16 protein-coding genes are annotated in these 15,254 nt (G+C 41.7%); 14 read left to right on the plus strand and 2 right to left on the minus strand.

Going from position 1 to position 15,254, the window contains the following annotated elements; all coding sequences use genetic code 11:
- Positions 1-5: 5 nt before the first annotated feature.
- From AY606_RS14285 to fghA, 6 genes are all read left to right on the plus strand, one after another.
- Entirely contained in the window at positions 6-536 is a 531-nt protein-coding gene (locus AY606_RS14285) for a gamma carbonic anhydrase family protein (RefSeq protein WP_067870116.1), read from the plus strand.
- A gap of 130 nt (positions 537-666) precedes the next feature.
- Positions 667-1,332 carry a tRNA (adenosine(37)-N6)-threonylcarbamoyltransferase complex dimerization subunit type 1 TsaB gene (gene tsaB / locus AY606_RS14290; protein WP_067870118.1) on the plus strand — a complete coding sequence of 222 codons (666 nt, stop codon included), beginning with the start codon at positions 667-669 and terminating at the stop codon, positions 1,330-1,332.
- 12 nt (positions 1,333-1,344) lie between these two features.
- The gene (locus AY606_RS14295; protein ID WP_067870120.1) at positions 1,345-2,169 is read left to right on the plus strand and encodes an undecaprenyl-diphosphate phosphatase; all 825 of its coding nucleotides are present in this window, start codon (positions 1,345-1,347) and stop codon (positions 2,167-2,169) included.
- The gene (locus tag AY606_RS14300; protein ID WP_067870122.1) at positions 2,163-2,981 is read left to right on the plus strand and encodes a class I SAM-dependent methyltransferase; all 819 of its coding nucleotides are present in this window, start codon (positions 2,163-2,165) and stop codon (positions 2,979-2,981) included. Before AY606_RS14295 ends, AY606_RS14300 begins: the two co-directional genes overlap by 7 nt.
- Before the next feature lie 123 nt (positions 2,982-3,104).
- Entirely contained in the window at positions 3,105-4,517 is a 1,413-nt protein-coding gene (locus tag AY606_RS14305) for a C13 family peptidase (protein WP_067870125.1), read from the plus strand.
- A gap of 11 nt (positions 4,518-4,528) precedes the next feature.
- Positions 4,529-5,365, plus strand: coding sequence for an S-formylglutathione hydrolase (fghA, locus tag AY606_RS14310; RefSeq protein WP_067870126.1), 837 nt, complete (start codon positions 4,529-4,531; stop codon positions 5,363-5,365).
- Between the two features lie 40 nt (positions 5,366-5,405).
- Here fghA and AY606_RS14315 read toward each other — a convergent pair whose 3' ends face one another.
- Entirely contained in the window at positions 5,406-5,681 is a 276-nt protein-coding gene (locus AY606_RS14315) for a DUF2218 domain-containing protein (RefSeq protein ID WP_067870129.1), read from the minus strand.
- 189 nt (positions 5,682-5,870) lie between these two features.
- Here AY606_RS14315 and rpe point away from each other — a divergent pair, with 189 nt between their 5' ends.
- The 7 genes from rpe to AY606_RS14350 all read left to right on the plus strand — a co-directional run bounded on the left by rpe (position 5,871) and on the right by AY606_RS14350 (position 11,951).
- Positions 5,871-6,557 (plus strand): ribulose-phosphate 3-epimerase, encoded by a 687-nt coding sequence (gene rpe / locus AY606_RS14320; RefSeq protein ID WP_067870131.1) that lies wholly within the window; start codon positions 5,871-5,873, stop codon positions 6,555-6,557.
- 393 nt (positions 6,558-6,950) lie between these two features.
- Positions 6,951-7,406, plus strand: a complete 456-nt coding sequence (locus AY606_RS14325) for a hypothetical protein (RefSeq protein ID WP_067870133.1) — start codon at positions 6,951-6,953, stop codon at positions 7,404-7,406.
- A gap of 46 nt (positions 7,407-7,452) precedes the next feature.
- Positions 7,453-9,291, plus strand: coding sequence for a copper resistance system multicopper oxidase (locus AY606_RS14330; RefSeq protein ID WP_067870135.1), 1,839 nt, complete (start codon positions 7,453-7,455; stop codon positions 9,289-9,291).
- Positions 9,278-10,189 carry a copper resistance protein B gene (locus tag AY606_RS14335; RefSeq protein WP_067870137.1) on the plus strand — a complete coding sequence of 304 codons (912 nt, stop codon included), beginning with the start codon at positions 9,278-9,280 and terminating at the stop codon, positions 10,187-10,189. Before AY606_RS14330 ends, AY606_RS14335 begins: the two co-directional genes overlap by 14 nt.
- Before the next feature lie 237 nt (positions 10,190-10,426).
- The gene (gene sugE, locus AY606_RS14340; RefSeq protein ID WP_067870139.1) at positions 10,427-10,744 is read left to right on the plus strand and encodes a quaternary ammonium compound efflux SMR transporter SugE; all 318 of its coding nucleotides are present in this window, start codon (positions 10,427-10,429) and stop codon (positions 10,742-10,744) included.
- A 35-nt stretch (positions 10,745-10,779) separates the two neighbouring features.
- Positions 10,780-11,262: a methylated-DNA--[protein]-cysteine S-methyltransferase gene (locus AY606_RS14345; RefSeq protein WP_067870141.1), complete on the plus strand. Its 483-nt coding sequence runs from the start codon at positions 10,780-10,782 to the stop codon at positions 11,260-11,262.
- A gap of 35 nt (positions 11,263-11,297) precedes the next feature.
- Complete coding sequence (locus AY606_RS14350; RefSeq protein WP_067870143.1) at positions 11,298-11,951, plus strand: nuclease-related domain-containing protein; 654 nt, start codon at positions 11,298-11,300, stop codon at positions 11,949-11,951.
- A gap of 37 nt (positions 11,952-11,988) precedes the next feature.
- Here AY606_RS14350 and AY606_RS14355 read toward each other — a convergent pair whose 3' ends face one another.
- Positions 11,989-12,924 carry a tRNA dihydrouridine synthase gene (locus tag AY606_RS14355; protein WP_212838748.1) on the minus strand — a complete coding sequence of 312 codons (936 nt, stop codon included), beginning with the start codon at positions 12,922-12,924 and terminating at the stop codon, positions 11,989-11,991.
- Between the two features lie 476 nt (positions 12,925-13,400).
- On the opposite strand from AY606_RS14355, the gene AY606_RS14360 reads away from it, so the two are divergent.
- On the plus strand, positions 13,401-14,771 hold the full coding sequence (locus tag AY606_RS14360; protein ID WP_067870147.1) for a PQQ-dependent sugar dehydrogenase: 1,371 nt from the start codon (positions 13,401-13,403) through the stop codon (positions 14,769-14,771).
- The last annotated feature ends 483 nt before the right edge of the window (positions 14,772-15,254 follow it).

The following is a 15,254-nucleotide window of genomic DNA, read 5'->3' on the forward strand; positions in this document are numbered from 1 at the left end:
ACAGCATGATGTACAAATTTAATGGCTATGCACCTCAAGCAACACATCAGCCTTGGGATGGCTGGGTTGCAGACAATGCGACGGTGATTGGTCAAGTTGAAATTGGCAAGCAGGTCAGTGTCTGGTTTGGTGCAGTGATCCGTGGCGATAACAGCAAAATCAAGATTGGTGATTTTAGCAATGTTCAGGAAAATGCCGTGTTACATACCGATGCGGGCATTGAGATGCATATTGGTAGCTATGTCACGATTGGGCATCAAGCGATGTTGCATGGCTGTACTGTGGGCGATAACACGTTAATTGGGATTAATTCGGTCATTTTAAATCATGCCGTAATTGGTAAAAATTGCATCATCGGGGCAAATGCATTAATTCCTGAAGGCAAGGTCATCCCAGACAATTCTGTAGTGATGGGTTCGCCCGGGAAAATCGTCAAAACTTTAGATGCAACTGCTGAAGTTAAACTAAAAATGAGTGCCATGCATTACGCAGAACATTTTAAGAATTTTCAGAACTTAGAAACAGTTGAACTATAATTTGATGACGTTATTTAGCCAAGCAAATGCTTGGCTTTTTTGTATTCCCCAGATGGAAAATCTCGCCTAGTGCGGATGAGTGGAGTATCATATGCCTCGTTTTTTACATTTAAATTAATTAAGGTCGTGCATGAAATTGCTGGCGTTGGAAACTGCCAATGAGCAGTGTTCCGTCTCTATTGTAGATGAAACCCAAGAATTATTTTTCCAATTAGATGCGCGAGCAAAAGCACAAACGCAAACAATTCTCCCAATGATTGATCAGGCATTTACCCAGCTTGGTCTATCTGCATCTGAATTAACTGCAATTGCATTTAGCCGGGGTCCCGGTTCGTTTAGCGGCGTGCGGATTAATGCAGCGGTCACTCAGGCATTGGCATGGGCAAATGATCTTCCAGTCGTTCCTGTTTCAACCTTGCAAGCCTTGGCACAGTCGGCATATCGCATTGCAGGTTTAACCGCCGTGACAGCGGTACTCGATGCACGGATGAAAGAAGTGTATATTGCGAGTTTTAAAGTTGATTCACAGGGCATTATGCAGGCTGTGGATGAAGAACAACTGTTAAATTACGATGATGCCAGTCAAGCGGTTAAATTTGAACTGGTAGGCCCCGGTTCAGCTTTAATTAAGCCTGAACAAATACAATACAAAGACTTAAGTGCGACTGCGCAAGATATTGCTACCATTGCGCGCGCAGATGTCGAGCAAAAAAAATGGGTCAGTGCCGAGCTGGCATTACCTGTGTATTTACGTGATAACGCTTGGAAAAAAATTCCAGAACAAGGCAAAACATAATTAGGATTTTTTATGGATCTTTTACTGCTGCTGAAAGCGGCAATTATGGGTATTGTAGAAGGTATTACCGAATTTCTACCTATTTCAAGTACCGGGCATTTAATTCTCGCTTCAGAGTTAATGAATTTCTGGACCAAAGAAAAAAGTGATGTGTTCGTGATTGCCATTCAAATGGGCGCGATTGCAGCAGTGATTTATGAATACTGGGCTCGTCTGTGGGGTGCGGCAACGGGTATGTTTACCGGCGAACCCAAAGGGCGCCATTTGGGATTTAGCCTGATCATGGCTTCTATTCCAATCGTATTGATTGGTCTGACTTTTGGACAGGCAGTCAAAGAATTATTATTTAATGATATTGCCGTTGCGATTGGCTTGATCGTGGGTGGTTTCATTATTATCTGGATTGAAAAACATCCGCCAGTAGTCAATGCTGAAGAAGTCGAGAACATTAGCTATAAAGAAGCGATCTGGATTGGTTTAATCCAGGTGCTGTCTTTAATTCCTGGGACTTCACGTTCTGGTGCAACTATTATTGGTGCCATGTTCCTGGGCATATCGCGTAAAGCGGCCACTGAGTTTTCTTTCTTCTTGGGCATACCGGTAATTATTGGTGCAGGCCTGTTAGATCTGTATCAAAGCTACCATGTATTCGAAAACACCCAAGATTGGATAGTTCTTGCAACAGGAATTATAGTGTCATTTGTTTCGGCTTTGATTCTAATTCGTGTATTGGTGGCCTATGTCGCAAAACGTGATTTTATGGTTTTTGCCTGGTATCGTATTGCCTCGGGGCTTTTAATCTTGCTCTTTGCATTTACAGGTTGGAAATTATGGTAAGCGAGATCCGCTTATTTGTAGAACCAGAATTTCAACAGAAAGCACAGCAGTATTCTGCTGTGCTTTCTTCTCGTGGGGTGATGGTAAATCTTGAAATTATTGAAAAGCTCAATACCCGATTTTTACGTTTTCATCCAGAGCTGGCTTTATGCGTAGATGAATCCGGTCTTTGGCTCTGTGCCAATGGCATGAAAATGCAACCGGACTGGAAAGCGGAGGTGCCACGTTTAAAAAGAGCATCCTTGAAATCTGAAATGATTGCACGAGCGTGTAATCTGGGGGAAAAACCAAACTTGATCGATGCGACCGCGGGATTGGGGCATGACAGTTTGCTGATGGCACATTTAGGTGCTGATGTCACCTTGGTTGAGCGACATCCCATCTTATTTACCTTGCTTGAAGATACTAAAAGTCAGGCTGAACATGATCCTTTTTTAAGTTCAGTGGTTGCACGGATTGATCTGATTTTCTCTGATTCAGCCGATTACCTGATTCAGCAAGCTGAGCAGAGTAATATCGTAGATGTGGTTTATCTGGATCCGATGTTTCCACAACGCGATCAAAACCAGCAAGCAATTAAAAAACAGGCTCAAGTCAAAAAACAGATGCAATTACTGCATATGTTGTTACCTGAAGATGGTGAAATGGATTTGGGTGATAATTTATTGATTTTGGCACAAAAAATAGCAAAACGAGTGATAGTAAAGCGGCCTCGTTTAGCGGTATATTTGGCGAGTCAAGAACCCAATCATCAGTGGCAAGGCGATGCGTGTCGTTTTGATGCCTACTTTCAGCAGCATCTTGTAAAGTAGTTTGGTAATTGCTTCAATATTGAACATTAATTTGTTATATAGTGCCAAAGCAGCATTGATAAAACTTCCATCAAGCATAAACTTACATTGTGAATCAGCGAGCTACAGCTAACCCTAAATCCTATGATCGACTTCAAACCCTCCATCAATTTTTGGCATGATTTTAAAAGCAACCAAACTGCAGGGATGTGGCTCTTTTTGGGATCACGTCGGTCTTTACAAATTGTTCGCCCCTCAATTTTACAGCTGATTTTTTGGGGGATTTTAGGCGGCAGTGCCAACAGTTTATTTAGTTGGTTAAGTTCAGGGGAAGTGGGGGACTTTAACCCTCAAGGCCTGATCAGTTATGCTTTATGGCCTTTTATTGCACTGATTGTCGGCATTTTCCTTTCGCAACGTATTAATAATCTGCGTTTGATGCTGGTGCCTGCCTTATTGTGGCTGGTACTGGATACCCATATCGCCTTATTGCAAAGTCTGATTCAGTATCTAGGTTATATCGACGTATTGCCTTACATCTTTTATGATTATCTACCGATGATTTTCATGGTGCTGTTTGTCTGGCAAAGTCTGGCTGTGGTCTGGGTTTTTTCACGTGAATTAAAGTGGCCGTGGTGGGAGCGGGGATTGATTGTCGCGGCAACGCTGTTTACCCTCGTAGTCTGGCAAATGTCGGTCAAAGGCCAACCGATCTGGAAAGTGGAAGAAAGTCCGCCAACGTTTGCCGAAGATGCCTTTTACGCACAAAGTCGAGTGTTGAGTAAATCTCTTGAAGCCGTTCAGTATGGTGAATTTGCCCAATCGCATTGGTACTTTTTAGGCGTAGCAGGCGCAGGCTATCAAGACGTTTTTAAATCGGAAGTCGAGCGAATTAAAGAACAGTTTGATACCCGCTTTGGAACTTTTGGTCGCTCACTCATATTAGTCAATAATCCTGCAACACGCACTAAAACGCCAATTGCTTCACGTACCAGTATGGAAATGGCTTTACGCCGTATTGGACAGCAAATGAATCGTGAAAGTGATGTATTATTTTTATATATGACATCGCATGGCTTGCCAAATCAGTTTGAAATGGAAAATGCACCCATAGATTTAAACGACGTCGATCCAAAATGGCTAAAAGATACATTGGATAAATCGGGAATTCGTTGGCGCGTGATTGTCATTTCTGCATGTTATTCAGGCAGTTTTGTTCCTGCCTTGCAAGATGACAATACCTTAATCATTACCGCTTCTGCTGCCGATCGCGCATCCTTTGGCTGTTCGAACGAAGCTGATTATACTTATTTTGGACGGGCTTTCTTTGATCAGTCTATGCGTGAGCAGACTTCAATCAGTGCCGCATTTGAACAAAGCAAAGAGACTGTGGCGCAATGGGAAAAGGCGCAAGGTTTTGAACCCTCTGAACCGCAATGGTCGATTGGAAAAAATATGGAATTTATGTTGCCGCAATTGGAGCAGCGCTTATTTCCGGCTAAAATTCAAATAGATATGAAAAAAGAAACACCACAATTAAGTGTTCAAACCCAATAAGGAAAATAGACATGGAGTTAATCCAACATAACCGATGCTTTGATGGTGAACAGCGCTTTTATGCTTTTAATTCCAAGCGGCTAAAGGGCGAAGCTAAGTTTGGTATTTTCTTGCCACCTCAAGCTTTAAGGGGACAGCCCTGTCCAGCACTTTTTTATTTAGCCGGTCTGACCTGTACTGAGGAAACCTTTAGTATTAAAGCCCATGCGCAACGCTTGGCAACTCAACTGGGCTTGATCCTGATTAGTCCAGATACTTCACCAAGAGGGGAGCCGGTTGCACAAGGCGATTCTTGGGATATCGGTCAAGGGGCAGGATTTTATATCAATGCAACCCAAGCGCCGTGGGCTGAACATTATCAAATGGACAGCTTTATTGCGGATGAGCTGTATGATTTAATCACTGAAAATTTCCCCATCCAAGCTGATTCGATCGGTATTTTCGGCCATTCCATGGGCGGACATGGGGCATTAACTCTGGCATTTAAATATCCAGAAAAATTTAAGTCAGTTTCTGCTTTGGCGCCGATTTGTGCACCAAGCCAATGCCCGTGGGGTGAAAAGGCCTTTTCGAATTATTTGGGTGAAGATCGGAATGAATGGTTAAAGCATGATGCCACTGCCTTGATTCAAGAAAAAGGTGCGCTATTCAAAGAGATTCTGATTGATCAAGGTTTAAAGGATCAATTTTACACGCAATTGAATCCGGCATTATTTAAACAGGCTTGTGCGGAAGTGGGACAGTCACTGACTTTGCGTGAACACGCAGGCTATGATCATGGTTATTATTTTATTCAAAGTTTTATTGATGACCATTTACAATTTCATGCTGTGCAACTTGAAGCATAATATTTAATTCAAAAAAGGGAGAATCTGATTCTCCCTTTTTTTATTGATGCTGCCATGTTGCGGTAAATTCTTGTTGAGCCATACGGCTTAAATGATCAAGCACCACTTTTTCCAGTCTGCTTAAGTCTTCTAAGGGGCTGTCAATGGATACTAATAACTGTTCCGGTTGTGGCATCAGCTTTACGGTCGCATCCGGCATAAAAATACTAAAATCGCCGTCAGTTTCAGCTACTTCAAATTTATGTTTCCAGTGATTGAGTAAGCGCTTGGCGATACGGCTAGCTTCTGGAGTCGCGATGTGAGTATTGCTTTTCATTCTCATTTACCTTGTGTTGTGCGATTAACATAACAAATTTTAAAAATAGCTAAAGTTAAATAATGCAACGCAATGTCGCAGTTTTGGAATGCTGAATAAATAGTATCGAAGCTGGATTGGATTACAGCAGCTAGGTTCAATTTGTTATAATGGGAAAAATCAATTCAAATCCATAGCCAGGTTCTCCCCATGTCCAAGCCATATTTAATTGCACCATCAATTTTATCTGCTGACTTTGCCCGCTTAGGCGAGGAAGTCGAAAATGTACTCGCTGCTGGTGCAGATGTCGTACATTTTGACGTGATGGATAACCATTATGTGCCTAACCTGACTTTTGGTGCAGGCGTATGTAAGGCATTAAAAAAATATGGAATTCAGGCACCAATTGACGTGCATTTGATGGTTTCGCCTGTCGATCGTATGATTGATGATTTTCTGGAAGCCGGTGCAGACATTATTACGTTTCACCCGGAAGCAACCGATCATATTGACCGCTCATTACAGTTGATTAAAGCCGGTGGTGCGAAAGCCGGTTTGGTCTTTAATCCGGCAACACCTTTGCATTATCTGGACTATGTTTTGGATAAAGTCGATCAAGTGCTATTGATGAGTGTCAACCCGGGTTTTGGCGGGCAAAAATTTATTCCAATGACTTTAGATAAACTTCGTCAAGCGCGAAAAATCATTGATGCTTCAGGCCGTGACATCCGTTTAGAAGTAGATGGCGGTGTAACTCCTGCCAATATTCGTGAAATTGCAGAGGCCGGTGCAGATATGTTTGTTGCCGGTTCAGCCATTTTCGGAAAACCGGATTATCAAGCTGTGATTAATGAAATGCGGGCAGAACTTGCAAAAGTAGGCGCTGTAAATATCTAATAATCTCTAATTAATTGAAGCTAAGTTGTGGATAACTTTATGGATAACCATATGGATATCTGTGTAGATAACTGTATGGATAACTTGATTAGTTTATAAACGATTATAGAACAATAGTTTAATAATTAGACATTAAATGTATGAAAAGGACTCAATTGAGTCCTTTTTTAATGGGTTAAGCTATTCAAAAATATGGTTGTTTATTAATCCATGCTTATAAATAAGCCTGTTTAAAAAATAACTTTATTGTTTTAATACACACAAAAATAGTGAACTATGAATTGTTGAGTATAAATTTAAAAAATTGTGTATAACTTGGATCTTGGTTATGCTGTTTGATCTCAATCAAAGTAAAATAATTTATATATTCTAGACTGGTGAAAGGATAATTCTTTGCTGACTTCATTACGCAAACAGGCTTGGTTTGTGCTGCTGATGGCTTTTGCCATCGGGTGGAGTAGTGTTGCCTTTGCATCCGCCAAATCCATGCATCAGCAAATGATGAGTGAATTGACGCTTCAGCATAAACATAGCATGCCCATGACGACAATGTCGGGTTGCCATGATTCAGTCAGTACTCAAGCACACACGTCGCAGCATTCTGCGGAACATGTAATAGCACCATCTGAGCAAGATTGTCACCAGACCATGATGGATCAGCAACAGCATTTCAGTTGTAATGACTGTGTGCAGTTACACTGTCAAAGTTTGATCCTCTGGCTGGATTCAGACATTGCAGAAATACTCAGTTTTGATCATATTCAACAACATCCACAGCGCAATTTTAATTATTCAGCCCAGCATTTAATGGGTTTTGGACAACAAATTTTACGTCCTCCCAAAGCTTAATCTTGATTTAAAAAACATTTTTTATTTTTAAATTACAGGTTAAGTCATGTCTATTCAATTAAATCAAAGCCTCTTGATTGGGGTATGTCTGCTTTCATCATCGTGGGCGTTTGCTGCGGTGAAAGAATATCATTTGAACATTAATGAGCAGCTGGTCAATGTGACCGGAAAGCCTTTAAAACGCATTACCGTGAATGGTCAGTTTCCGGCACCGCTTTTGGAATTTGAAGAAGGCGATGATGCCGTTATTCATGTGCATAACCAACTAAAAAATAAAGATTCTTCTATTCACTGGCATGGTTTATTGCTGCCTGGCCTAATGGATGGTGTGCCGGGTTTTAACCAGTTCAAAGGGATTAAACCGCAAAGTGATTTTGTTTACCGTTTCAAGGTGCGACAAAACGGGACCTATTGGTATCACGCACATTCCAAAGGTCAGGAACAGGATGGGCTGTATGGTGCTTTGGTGATTTATCCGAAAGATAGAAAGCCAGTCGCAGCGCATGAAAAAACAGATCGTGATTATGTGGTAATGCTGTCGGATTTTCATCCCTCCAGCAGTGACCAGATCATTAAAAATCTGAAAAAGTCAGCAGAGTACTATCAAAATCGGCGTGAAACTTTGTCGGATGTCTCGAAGCAAATCAAACGTGAAGGTTTAAAAAACACATGGCAGGATCGTGGCATGTGGAATCAAATGCGCATGCTGAAAACCGACTTGTCCGATGTCACCGGTTATACCTTTTTGATCAATGGAAAAACGCCTGAGCAAAACTGGACGGGCGCGTTTAAGCCAAATGAAAAAGTCCGCTTACGCTTTATTAATGCGTCCGCCATGTCTTTTTATGATGTCAGTATTCCGAACCTAAAAATGACTGTAGTGAGTGCTGATGGGCAGCCTGTTAAACCTGTGCCGGTCGATGAGTTTCGTATAGGTACTGCAGAAACCTATGATGTGATTGTTGAACCGAAAGCCGATTATTACCAAATTGAAGCCGAATCGATTGATCGCAGCGGTTTTGCGATTGGCACATTGCGTAATGAAAACTCACCACTGAAGCATGCGATTCACATACCTAAGCCGCGTCCACGCGCATTGTTAACTATGGAAGATATGGGGCATGGTTCTTTATCAACTGATCATGCAAATATGGATCATTCGTCAATGAAACATGATATGGCGGGAATGGATCATTCGACACTCGCTCATACTCAAATGAATCATGCTGTCATGCAGGATCATTTGCAACAAGCCACTCAGCCATTCGCACAATCTGAGTCTGAGAAACAGCCTGAACAAAGCGATGCGTTACATAGCACAGAAAAAACCTCTTCAGATGACAAGGCTCAGTGGGTTTATGGCTGGGCTAATGCGTCAACGCCTACAGGTCATAAAGCACTGCAATATAGCGACTTGAAATCTTTAACGCCGCAAAAAGATAACCGCCCTGCAGAGCGTGAACTGGAAGTGCGTTTAGGCGGTACGATGGAGCGTTATATCTGGACCATCAATGGTAAGAAATTTACCGAAGTTGAACCGTTACAAGTAAAGTTTGGTGAGCGCATTCGCTTGAAATTTATCAATGACAGCATGATGGCGCATCCGATGCATCTGCATGGCATGTTTATGCAGCTTGAAAATGGTCAAAGTAGTCAGGATATGCCCAATAAACATACCTTGATTGTGCCACCGGGTAAAACCGTGACTGCATTATTGACTGCTGATGAGCTGGGTGAGTGGGCCATTCATTGCCATCTGCTGTATCACATGTCAGCCGGTATGATGAGCAAATTGATAGTAGCGAATGTTGATGTAAATCATCCATCCAACACGCCAGCTAAACCAAATTCAGCTCAGCAAGGAGACTCACATGCGCATCATTAATTTATTTGCCATGCGTACATTGAGTGCTTCATTCCTGTTGTTAAGTGGACAAAGTTTTGCGCAGGAACACTACCATTCTATGCCGATGCCGCAGACACAGAACCAACGGTCAGCTGACATTCCTGAAGATCATTCACAGCATCATCAGATGGCCACTAGACCACAAGCCGTAGCTGAAGAAAAACCGCAAATCCTACAACCAGAGCAATCCAGTTCAGATGAGACTGACCATGCTGCACATATTAAAGAGCATGGTGGACAGGTTTATCAACAAAGCACGGTTGAAAGTAAATGGCTGCGCAATGATGATGGCGAAGGTGTTTTAAAGTCAAAATTTGAAACGCGAATTGGTACGGATGAAAATAAGGTTTTTATCAAAGTTCATGCCGATCAAGCGGAATCACAGCAAGCTGAATATGATGCCAAAGTGTTATATAGCCATATGGTGAGTGATTTTTGGGATGTACAAGCCGGTCTTCGCTATTTGAACAACCAGAATCGTGAAGTGGATTCGGAGCAAATAGGAGTCGTTTTAGGTATTCATGGCTTGGCACCGTATTTCTTTGAGACCGATGCCTATTTATTGATGGGTCAAGATCAGCAGATGTCATTTATGTTGGAAACTGAGCGTGATTTGCTATTGACCCAAAAACTGATTTTGAAACCTTATTTAGATGTGAGTATCGTATTGAGCGACGATTCAAACTATGCCAAAAAGTCGGGTTTGAGTACCGCGCAACTGGGTCTGGAAACCCGATATGAAATCAATAAAAAGGTCATGCCTTTTGTCGATGTTGCATATGGCTATAACAAGGGAGATGAAGAAACAGCTTGGCAGCAGTCTTCATCTTCTGAAAATGAATGGCTATATGGCGCAGGTATTCGTTTTAAATTTTAGATGAGTAGTGTGATCAAAAGAATACGATTGGTGAGTACCAGTCGTATTTTTATTGAGCTACTTTTAGCGCGATAAATTGCTCGAAAAATGAAAAATCCGCACCTATTTAAAGCAATTATTTATATAATTATCTTAAATAAAAGGAGGAACGACCTCCCTTGGTGTAATCTCATTTATATCAATACCAAGACAATTCGTCAGGACGACCTGACTCTGATCAAATGGAGCATAGTCGTCATGGCTTGGGTTGTTTTAGTTTTAGCCGGTATTTTTGAAATTGTATGGGCGTATGCAATGAAACTTTCAGAAGGTTTCACGCGTCTTACGCCCAGTATTATTACCTTAGTATTTATGATTTTAAGTTTTGCTTTGTTGGCTTATGCCATGCGAACCTTGCCGCTCGGCACAGCTTATACCATTTGGACAGGCATTGGCGCAGTCGGTTCATTCTTGGTCGGCATCTTTATTTTAGGTGAGCCCGCATCAGCAATGCGTATGCTGGCAGCGGTTCTGATTATTTCTGGATTAGTATTGATGAAACTGTCATCATCATAAACTCTGGATCATTTATTTCACTGCAGGAGAAGACGATGAAACTGGCTTTTATAGAAATGGCTTCTCCTGTAGGTATCTTAAAATTAGTGGCCAATGAAAATGCCTTGGTCGCGGTACTGTGGGAAAATGAAAATCCTAAACGGGTCCGTTTAGCAGAATTAATAGAACAAGTTGACCATCCTGTTTTGTTAGAAACCCAAAAGCAGTTAACTGAATATTTTGCGGGAAAACGGCAGCAATTTGATTTGCCTTTGGATTTTGCAGGAACCGAGTTTCAACAAAAGGTTTGGCAAGCCCTGCTGACTATTCCATTTGGAGAAACCCGTAGTTACCGTGATGTTGCCGAGCAAATTGGCAATGTTAAAGCAGTACGTGCAGTCGGAGCCGCCAATGGCAAAAATCCAATTTCCATTATTGCGCCGTGCCATCGTGTAGTAGGTGCAAATGGCAAACTGGTGGGTTTTGCCGGAGGCTTGGATAATAAAGAAATTCTATTAAAATTAGAGAAAATTGTTTAAATTATAAGATCTTATTAAGAATAAAGATTAATAAAATGTTGAGTCAGATATTTGCACCACTATGGTCGAGCTTTTGGTGGATCATTCTTGCTTTTGTCGCTATAGGTGTCATCAAAGCCTTTAAGCCTTTTTTAAAAGGAAAATTTGGCGAATTTGCTGTAAGTATCCATGCAAAAAAGTCTTTAACTGCAGAATATATTCTGTTAAATAACTGTACTTTGCCGGATGAAAAAAATGGAACGACCCAAATTGATCATATTTTATTGAGTCCCTATGGCATTTTTATTATTGAAACGAAAAACTATAAAGGCTGGATTTTCGGCGGTGAACGCCAGAAAATGTGGACGCAGAAAATATTTAAAAACAGCTATAAATTTCAAAATCCACTGCACCAAAATTATAAACACCAAAAAGTGTTAGAACAGGTATTGGCAGATATTATTGCGCCTGAATATTTGCATTCAATCGTTGTATTTATGCCGGATTGCGAATTTAAAACAGAGATGCCAAGCAATGTATTTCGTGGTTCAGCATGGGTGGAGTATGTGAAAAACTTTAAAGAGGAAATTATTCCGCCAATGAAACTGAAACGGGTCCAATTACGGATCGAAAAAGAAATATTAGACAAGTCATGGAAAACCAATCGTATACATGTAGAAAATTTAAAGCAGCGTAAAGAAAGTAGCTAAATAAAAAAGCCTTTGAACATGTAAAGGCTTTTTTATTCTAACGCTTTGTTGTATTTAATTTTTCAATAATTTCATCCAATCGTTTTACACGTTTTACTTCATCCCACAACATTTTTGCTTCGGGATAATGTTTGGACATCATGCCAATCCATTGCTTATAGCGTCCCACCATGTTGATTTCTTTTTTATAGGGACCATTTAAGAAACGGATTTGTAGGGCCAATAGTTCATCCCAGCTAATCAAAGGCTCATCTGTGTTTTTACGAATACATTGCGTGATATCCGGTGTGGTTACCGCAGCCCGGCCTATCATCAAGTCTTCACAACCGGATTCTACACGACATTGTTTGGCATCTGCATTGGTCCAAATTTCACCATTGGCAATGACATTGATTTTCAATGCTTCACGAATCGGTTGCAGCTGATCCCAAAATGCTGGTGGGGTATAACCTTCAGCTTTAGTGCGGGCATGAACGGTGACCCATGCTGCACCGGCATCTTCAATCGCATGGGCATTTTCCAGGGTAAAGTTCCGGTCCATATAGCCTAGGCGCATTTTGGCAGAGACAGGAATATGACTGGGTACAGCATCACGCACCGCTTTGACCAGCATGTGTACCACTTCAGGTTCATCCAGCAGAACTGAACCACCACGATGACGGTTTACCGTTTTTGCAGGGCAGCCAAAATTCATATCAATGGCAGGGGCACCCAGTTCCACCGCACGAATGGCATTGGCGGCCAGCATTTCAGGATTATTTCCTAAAAACTGTACATGAACCGGTGTTCCAGCGGCCGTTTTACCATCGTGCAGTAATTCAGGACAGTAATTGTGATAAACATGGTCGGGCAGCACAGAGTCCGTCACACGAATGAACTCGGTTACACACCAGTCAAAGCTGCCGACATGCGTCAATACATCACGCATAATAGGATCGGTTAAGCCTTCCATGGGCGCAAGAACAAGTTTCAAAGTGTCAGACCTGTACAAAGAAAAACAGGGTTATACGTTTTTTTAGAGGGGATGTCTAGCTTAGGGCCTAAATTACAACAATCCACACCGGTGATTTAAGTATGTATCATTAACATAATAGCTTTCGTGTTAAAGCTTAGGATTAATTAAAGATATAAATATCATAATGATATTATAAAATCTCATTGTTGGGTTACAGCAATCCCCTAAATAAATTTCCATAAATCATGGTTATATCATGAATTCGTTTTAACGGTTTTTTATGTGGCTTTTATCATTAAAGCATCATCAAATATAGTACCTACCTATTTACTCATTAACATCAATTTAACTATTCAGCAAATAATAATCCTGAATATTCGGCCAAAAGCATACAGTTTCTCTGGTGATTATTCTTTACTAAAAAACTAAAGCAAGTTTGAGATTTATAGGTGAAAGTAAGGGAGGGCTATTGCGATAAAAATAAGGAGAAAAAAATGTCTGCTCGATTTTTACTGCCCCTTTTACTCCCCTTAGCGGGCTCTACCATTGTATTGGCATTAACAGGATGCGCGTCATCTTCTACGTCCCCGATTACAGACAGCTATGGTCCCAGACCCCATCTGCCTGAACCCAAATCAAGTTTGTTTCCTACGGTGAATATTGCCCCGGCCAAAGGTTGGCCTGCAGGTATGATGCCGACTCCTGCTGCGGGTTTAAAAGTACAGGCCTTTGCAAAAGAACTGCAGCATCCGCGCTGGCTGTATGTATTGCCTTATGGAGACGTGCTGGTGGCTGAAACTGATGCACCAGCTAAGCCGGACGACAGCAAGGGCATTAAAGGTAAAATCATGAAACTAGTGATGAAGCGTGCAGGATCATCGCATCCGAGTGCCAACCGCATTAGCTTGCTCCGTGATAGCGATGGTGATGGCATGGCTGATCAAAAAACCGTATTTCTACAAAATCTAAATTCTCCGTTTGGCATGGCACTGGTCGGCAATACACTGTACGTGGCCAACACGGATTCCCTTATGCGTTTTCCTTACCAAGCGGGTGCTACTCAAATTACAGCAAGCGGTACGAAAGTACTGGATTTGCCGGCTGGCCCCTTAAATCATCATTGGACCAAAAATGTGATTGCTAACCCTATGGGTAGCAAACTTTATATTACGGTGGGTTCAAACAGTAACGTGGCTGAAAATGGCCTAGATAAAGAAGCCGGTCGCGCCCTGATTATGGAGTTTGATATTGCCAGTGGCAAAGCACGTCCATTTGCGACCGGGCTACGTAATCCCAATGGAATGGATTGGCAACCTCAAAGTGGTGCGCTATGGACAGTGGTAAATGAGCGCGATGAAATTGGCAATGACTTGGTGCCCGACTACCTGACTTCAGTCAAAGCCGGTGCTTTTTACGGTTGGCCGTATAGTTATTATGGTCAACATGTGGATACACGGGTGAAACCCCAAGACCCTGACAGGGTAGCATGTGCAATTCCGCCAGATTATGCATTGGGCAACCATACCGCATCCTTAGGTTTAGTATTTTATAATGCTCAATTAATACCACAATATCGCGATGGTGCGCTGATTGGTCAGCATGGCTCATGGAACCGTAAACCCCATAGTGGCTATAAAGTCATTTATGTACCGTTTAAAAATGGCCAGCCTTCTGGTCAGCCACAAGATATATTGACGGGCTTTTTAAGTGAGCAAGGCGATGCCTTGGGACGGCCGGTTGGAGTGGTAGTTGATCGTGCAGGGGCTATTTTGGTGGCTGATGATGTGGGTAATATGATTTGGCGTGTATCACCTGATGGCACAACAACCAATAAAGGAGTAAGTGATGTTTCTACTGGCCAATAGTGAGCGAGTTCATAGCCTTATTGCACAAAAACTGCTAACAATCATTAACAAAGCAGTGAGTGACTCATTTTTTAAAAGCTAGAGATTTGATACTAAAGAAATTTAGGCTCAAACCGTATCTTGCTAATTGGATTGGGTGAGAGCAGATTGAACAATGAGTAAACAAGATTTTCGACTCAGGCGTTCAATTCATATGTTAGCTGCTTAGCCAAGTCTTATTTAAATTTAAAATAGAGAATAAAAAACCCCGACATCCGTCGGGGTTTTTCGTATTGGTGCGCTCGGTATAACTCCTGTCGTACCTTATAGTCCTTGTGCGTATCTATTATTATTCTTGTATGGAACTTCCTGTTCCTGATGAATCCATCATAGGAAATATCCGGGGAATCGCCTAGACGTAAAGGACTTGAATTGACGTAAGCAAATGCGTATAAGATTGGCCGAAAACCACTCATTTTCCATAGAAATTGGGCATTCTTTCTG

The sequence above is a fragment of the Acinetobacter sp. SFB genome (assembly GCF_001647545.1).
Classification (GTDB): Bacteria; Pseudomonadota; Gammaproteobacteria; order Pseudomonadales; family Moraxellaceae; genus Acinetobacter.

Coding starts and splice junctions, on each gene's coding strand:
- AY606_RS14285 (WP_067870116.1), top strand. CDS start 6: ATGATGTACAAATTTAATGGCTATGCACCTCAAGCAACACATCAGCCT.
- tsaB (WP_067870118.1), top strand. CDS start 667: ATGAAATTGCTGGCGTTGGAAACTGCCAATGAGCAGTGTTCCGTCTCT.
- AY606_RS14295 (WP_067870120.1), top strand. CDS start 1,345: ATGGATCTTTTACTGCTGCTGAAAGCGGCAATTATGGGTATTGTAGAA.
- AY606_RS14300 (WP_067870122.1), top strand. CDS start 2,163: ATGGTAAGCGAGATCCGCTTATTTGTAGAACCAGAATTTCAACAGAAA.
- AY606_RS14305 (WP_067870125.1), top strand. CDS start 3,105: ATGATCGACTTCAAACCCTCCATCAATTTTTGGCATGATTTTAAAAGC.
- fghA (WP_067870126.1), top strand. CDS start 4,529: ATGGAGTTAATCCAACATAACCGATGCTTTGATGGTGAACAGCGCTTT.
- AY606_RS14315 (WP_067870129.1), bottom strand. CDS start 5,681: ATGAAAAGCAATACTCACATCGCGACTCCAGAAGCTAGCCGTATCGCC.
- rpe (WP_067870131.1), top strand. CDS start 5,871: ATGTCCAAGCCATATTTAATTGCACCATCAATTTTATCTGCTGACTTT.
- AY606_RS14330 (WP_067870135.1), top strand. CDS start 7,453: ATGTCTATTCAATTAAATCAAAGCCTCTTGATTGGGGTATGTCTGCTT.
- AY606_RS14335 (WP_067870137.1), top strand. CDS start 9,278: ATGCGCATCATTAATTTATTTGCCATGCGTACATTGAGTGCTTCATTC.
- sugE (WP_067870139.1), top strand. CDS start 10,427: ATGGCTTGGGTTGTTTTAGTTTTAGCCGGTATTTTTGAAATTGTATGG.
- AY606_RS14345 (WP_067870141.1), top strand. CDS start 10,780: ATGAAACTGGCTTTTATAGAAATGGCTTCTCCTGTAGGTATCTTAAAA.
- AY606_RS14350 (WP_067870143.1), top strand. CDS start 11,298: ATGTTGAGTCAGATATTTGCACCACTATGGTCGAGCTTTTGGTGGATC.
- AY606_RS14360 (WP_067870147.1), top strand. CDS start 13,401: ATGTCTGCTCGATTTTTACTGCCCCTTTTACTCCCCTTAGCGGGCTCT.